Annotated in this window: 4 protein-coding genes; 2 read left to right on the top strand and 2 right to left on the bottom strand. The window is 39.5% G+C overall.

Features of this window, described 5'->3' with window-relative positions; genetic code table 11:
* A partial coding sequence (locus tag VJ937_RS11095) for a hypothetical protein (RefSeq protein WP_324067072.1) occupies window positions 1–253 on the top strand: 253 nt, incomplete at its 5' end.
* Window positions 254–703: 450 nt separating this feature from the next.
* On the top strand, window positions 704–2,251 hold the full coding sequence (gene nadB / locus VJ937_RS11090) for an L-aspartate oxidase (RefSeq protein WP_324067070.1): 1,548 nt from the start codon (window positions 704–706) through the stop codon (window positions 2,249–2,251).
* 44 nt (window positions 2,252–2,295) lie between these two features.
* Here nadB and VJ937_RS11085 read toward each other — a convergent pair whose 3' ends face one another.
* Together VJ937_RS11085 and VJ937_RS11080 are read right to left on the bottom strand one after the other, a co-directional pair.
* Complete coding sequence (locus VJ937_RS11085; protein WP_324067068.1) at window positions 2,296–3,351, bottom strand: mechanosensitive ion channel family protein; 1,056 nt, start codon at window positions 3,349–3,351, stop codon at window positions 2,296–2,298.
* Window positions 3,352–3,447: 96 nt separating this feature from the next.
* Window positions 3,448–4,366 (bottom strand): cation diffusion facilitator family transporter (locus VJ937_RS11080; protein ID WP_324067066.1); only part of this gene is annotated, 919 nt, incomplete at its 5' end.

Below are 4,366 nucleotides of genomic sequence, written 5' to 3'. Positions count from 1 at the left end.
GACAGGCGGGATCACGAGCGGCTATGGGGGCTGGCTGTCCTGGTGCGAGACGAGCCTAATCCCGCCGGAGTCACGAAAAGGCTTTTACCGATTGGTAGAAGCCTTTAATTTTTTAGGGAAATTTATTGCCTGTCAGCCCGGTAGGCGTGATCACGAGCGGCTGGTGGGATTGGGTTTGTGGGAGACGAGCCTAATCCCGCCGGAGTCACGAAAAGGCTTTTACCGAAAGGTAGAGGCCTTTATTTTTATGTAAATGAAGTTGCCTGTTAGCCCATTAGGCGGGATCACGAGGAGCCTGTGTGATTGGGTTTGCGGGAGACGAGCCTAATCCCGCCGGAGTCACGAAATTAGTTAAGAGTGTGAGTATAGAGTAAAGATTCAATGCTCACTTTTTTGCTTTCATGAGGTGGGATTGGGATTTGAGTTTACATAACAAGATCAAAATTCCATCCAGGGGGCGAGTTTGAAGCCTGTGCCATAAATGATGTTTTCAATTGGTTTTATTTGTTATGGATAAGTGAAGTTCTTTACGGGTTAATACTAAAAAGCAGGTTTTATTTCGCGAATTTTCGTTAAATGTGTAATTTTGTTCGTTGAGCAAAAGCGCATAAACAGTTTAGTCAACTAACTGATAAATCGGACCAGGGCAATGAAAATGTTTGTCCACTATTAGAGGTTGGCCAGCTGATAAAAACAGACAATAATGAGGAAAAAAACGGATTTTTTAATTATTGGTAGTGGCCTGGCCGGTTTGACCATGGCATTAAAGGCATCAAAATTTGGCAAAGTAATACTATTGTCAAAAGGTGTTCTTGACGATAATAACACAGTCTACGCCCAGGGCGGTATCGCAGCTGTTACATCGCCAGACGATAGTTTTGATCAGCATGTGCAAGATACCATGATTGCCGGTGCTGAAATGTCTGATGAGGATGTTGTAAAGAAAGTTGTGGCTGCAGCACCTCCATATATAAATGAATTGGTGGAGCTTGGTACTAATTTCGATAAGCTCAATACGGGGGGCTTCGAGCTTGCAAAAGAGGGCGGACATTCAAAGAATCGTATTTTACATCATAAAGATAATACGGGGTACGAGATTCATAGAGCGCTGCTTGAGGAGGTTAAAAGCAACGAGGCCATTACGATTTATGAAGAATACTTTGCCATCGACCTGATTACACAGCATCATTTGGGGCAGCTGGTAAAGCGACATCATACAGATACTGAATGTTATGGAGCTTATGTGCTGGACATAAAACAAGGTAATGTGAAAACAATTTTGGCCAAAACTACTATGTTGGCCAGTGGTGGTGCAGGTAATTTATACATGAACACTACTAATCCGCTTTCTGCAACGGGCGATGGCATTGCCATGACTTATCGCGCCAAAGGTATTGTCGATAATATGGAATTTGTTCAGTTTCACCCCACATCATTATACAACCCCGGCGAAAGACCTGCCTTTTTGATCTCTGAAGCTGTGCGGGGCTTCGGCGGTATTTTACGTACGCTCGATGGCAAAGAGTTTATGCACAAATACGATGAACGTGGTTGTTTGGCGCCACGAGATATTGTAGCGCGAGCCATCGACAATGAAATAAAAACCAGTGGTGATGATCATGTTTGGCTCGATTGCTCGCATCTCGATTCGAAAAGTCTGGTGGAGCATTTTCCCAACATTCATAAAAAGTGCTTAAGCCTCAATATCGACATCACCAAAGATCCAATTCCGGTGACACCTGCAGCACATTATATTTGTGGTGGGGTGAAGGTTGATTTAAATGGAAGAACGTCGATAAAGAATCTTTATGCTGCGGGCGAAACATCTAATACGGGTCTGCATGGTGCTAATCGACTGGCATCAAATAGCTTACTTGAGGGGCTGGTGTATGCGCACTGGGCAGTTGACCATGCTGCCAAAAATATAGGTAATATAGAATTTAAGGAGGGAATTCCTGACTGGAACGATGAGGGAACTTCGCATCCTGAAGAGATGGTGCTCATTACCCAAAGTTTAAAGGAGGTGCAGCAAATAATGAGTGTTTATGTGGGAATTGTGCGAAGTGAAGTAAGATTGCAGCGTGCCTATGATCGTTTGTGGACCATTTACAACGAAACTGAGTCGCTCTATAAACAAACCACCATTTCGAAGCCTTTATGCGAATTGCGGAATATTATTAATGTAGCATATTTGGTTATAAAGCATGCATATTCACGTAAGAAAAGCGTAGGTCTGCATTATATCAACTAATTTTCAAGGTTATTGGCTTTTGCGATTAACCGGCAAATTGACTTCTAATCTTTATTCTTCTCATTTTCGGCCTTAATATGCGCTTCAATTTTTGTTTTTAAATTTTCGATGCGTGCTAGGGCAGCCTTGATAACTTCTTTTTGTTTTTCGTCTTTTTCTGATTTAAGACTAGCCTGCAACTCCTCTTTTCTTGCATCAAGTTTTTTGAGGTTGTTTTTCTTTTTTTCTATTTCGCCAGCCTCAATAGCTTCATCAAAAATAAGCTCCTCAGGTGTCTTTTCTTTAGTTTCAGGTGGTTTGTCAATGATGGTTTTGGGTATAAATATGTTATCATCTGTCCGTCTTTGGTTCATGAAAGTTGGTGATACAATTTCAATTTTTTTCTGATGCAATACATCCATTACTTTTGCATTGAGTAGCGATGAGGTACTGAAGAATAAAGTGCTGTCGGTTAGGAATCCATGGATTTTATACACTACAGAAAAGTCGCCCAACTCTAAAATATAAACATACGGGTCTTTTAATTTTGCTTCAAGAGCAGCCTCTTTAAGAGCCTCTTCAATTTTTTGGCGAGGCACATCATAACCCAGTGATACTGTGGTGGAAATAACTGTGTTGGTTTTTCGCGTTAATTTTACCGGGTTCGATGCAATGTGTAAATTTGGAATGGTTACAAAATTACTGTCCTCCAGTTGTATTTCGGTATGAAAGGCACTTCTTCTAACAACGCGGCCCTGCAAATCTCCTATTTTTATGAGATCTCCATTGCTAAAGCGTTTCATCGAGTTGTTCATAATGCCTGCAATAAGATTTCCCAAAACAGTAGTAGAACTTAAGGCAATACCTGCACTAACAATAATACCAAGAAAACTGAGTATTTGCCCTTTTGCTTCCTGGGTGATCGGTAATGTGAGTATTATAGCCAGTATGCCTGCCAAAACAATGAATGCTGCAATGGAGTTCTTTATTACCTGGAAAGTATTTGTTGGTCTTTTTAAGCGGTTAAATAACCAGCTGTTTAAGATTAAAAAAAGAATTAATATAAGCAGTATTATTCCGGGTAATGCCAGGGAAATTATTTGATCGATAAGTTTTTCCATACTTTACTTTTTTACGAAAAGTTGCCACTACAAAATTTATTATTTAGCAATGGCGTCTACCTACATTTAAAGACTGATTGAGTTAATCATTATAATTTAAACCTTTTCCTCAGGTTTTTCATTTATAAACTTTTTCAGATCAAAATCAGCTTCTTCAATAAATTTTTCTTGCCTGGCCGGGCAGTTCTCTTGTTTGCAATTTTTACAATATAATTTAAAACATTCATCTATATGCAGATTAAAAATAATTTCTTCTGAAAAGCTATCTACAACCAGTTTTTTTAATTTTTCACCTTCATCATGGGCCTGTGCAAGATTCAGAAAATAGGGTAGAACCAGGTCACAATTTATATGATAAGCATTTCCGTATTTTACCAGTTTAAAATTATGGATATCAATCCAGGTATCGCTTTTATGCTCTTTTATTACATTCCTGAATTGTTTAATCAGTTCAAAGTCGGCTTCATCCATTAGGTGCGATGTGGTCTCTTTCAAGATTCTGATTCCGGTTATTATGATAATGGTACCAAAGATGAGGGCAATTAAACTGTCTAGCCACACTTCACCTGTGAAATATAAGATGAGCAGACCTGCAACAAGTCCAATGGAAGAGTAAGTATCGGATTGCAGGTGTTTACCTCCGGATATTAATGCAATTGAATTATGTTTTTTTCCTGTTCGTATGCTGTACCAACCCAGTAAGTAATTAAATAATCCGGCTACAGCAACAATCACTATTCCAATGTCTAGTTGTAATATTTCGGCTGGCAGGAAAAGGCGTTTTACGGCTTCATAAATAATTATAATACCTGCAATGATTATCAGAAATCCTTCTACTGATGCCGATAAAAACTCAGCTTTTCCATGCCCGTACGGATGATTTTCATCCTGTGGTTTGGTTGCTACATAAATACTGTAAAGTGTAATAAATCCGGTTGCTACATTAACAGTACTCTCCAGAGCATCAGTTAATATTCCCACTGAGTTGGTCAGAAAATAGGCCACTAGCTTACCT

It is taken from the genome of Salinivirga sp. (genome assembly GCF_035268865.1).
In the GTDB taxonomy this organism is placed as follows: Bacteria; Bacteroidota; Bacteroidia; order Bacteroidales; family Salinivirgaceae; genus Salinivirga.
This window is presented reverse-complemented; position numbering and strand designations above follow the sequence as displayed.

Excerpts from the sequence above, each read along its gene's own strand:
- VJ937_RS11085 (WP_324067068.1), bottom strand. The coding sequence starts at position 3,351 with ATGGAAAAACTTATCGATCAAATAATTTCCCTGGCATTACCCGGAATA.
- nadB (WP_324067070.1), top strand. The coding sequence starts at position 704 with ATGAGGAAAAAAACGGATTTTTTAATTATTGGTAGTGGCCTGGCCGGT.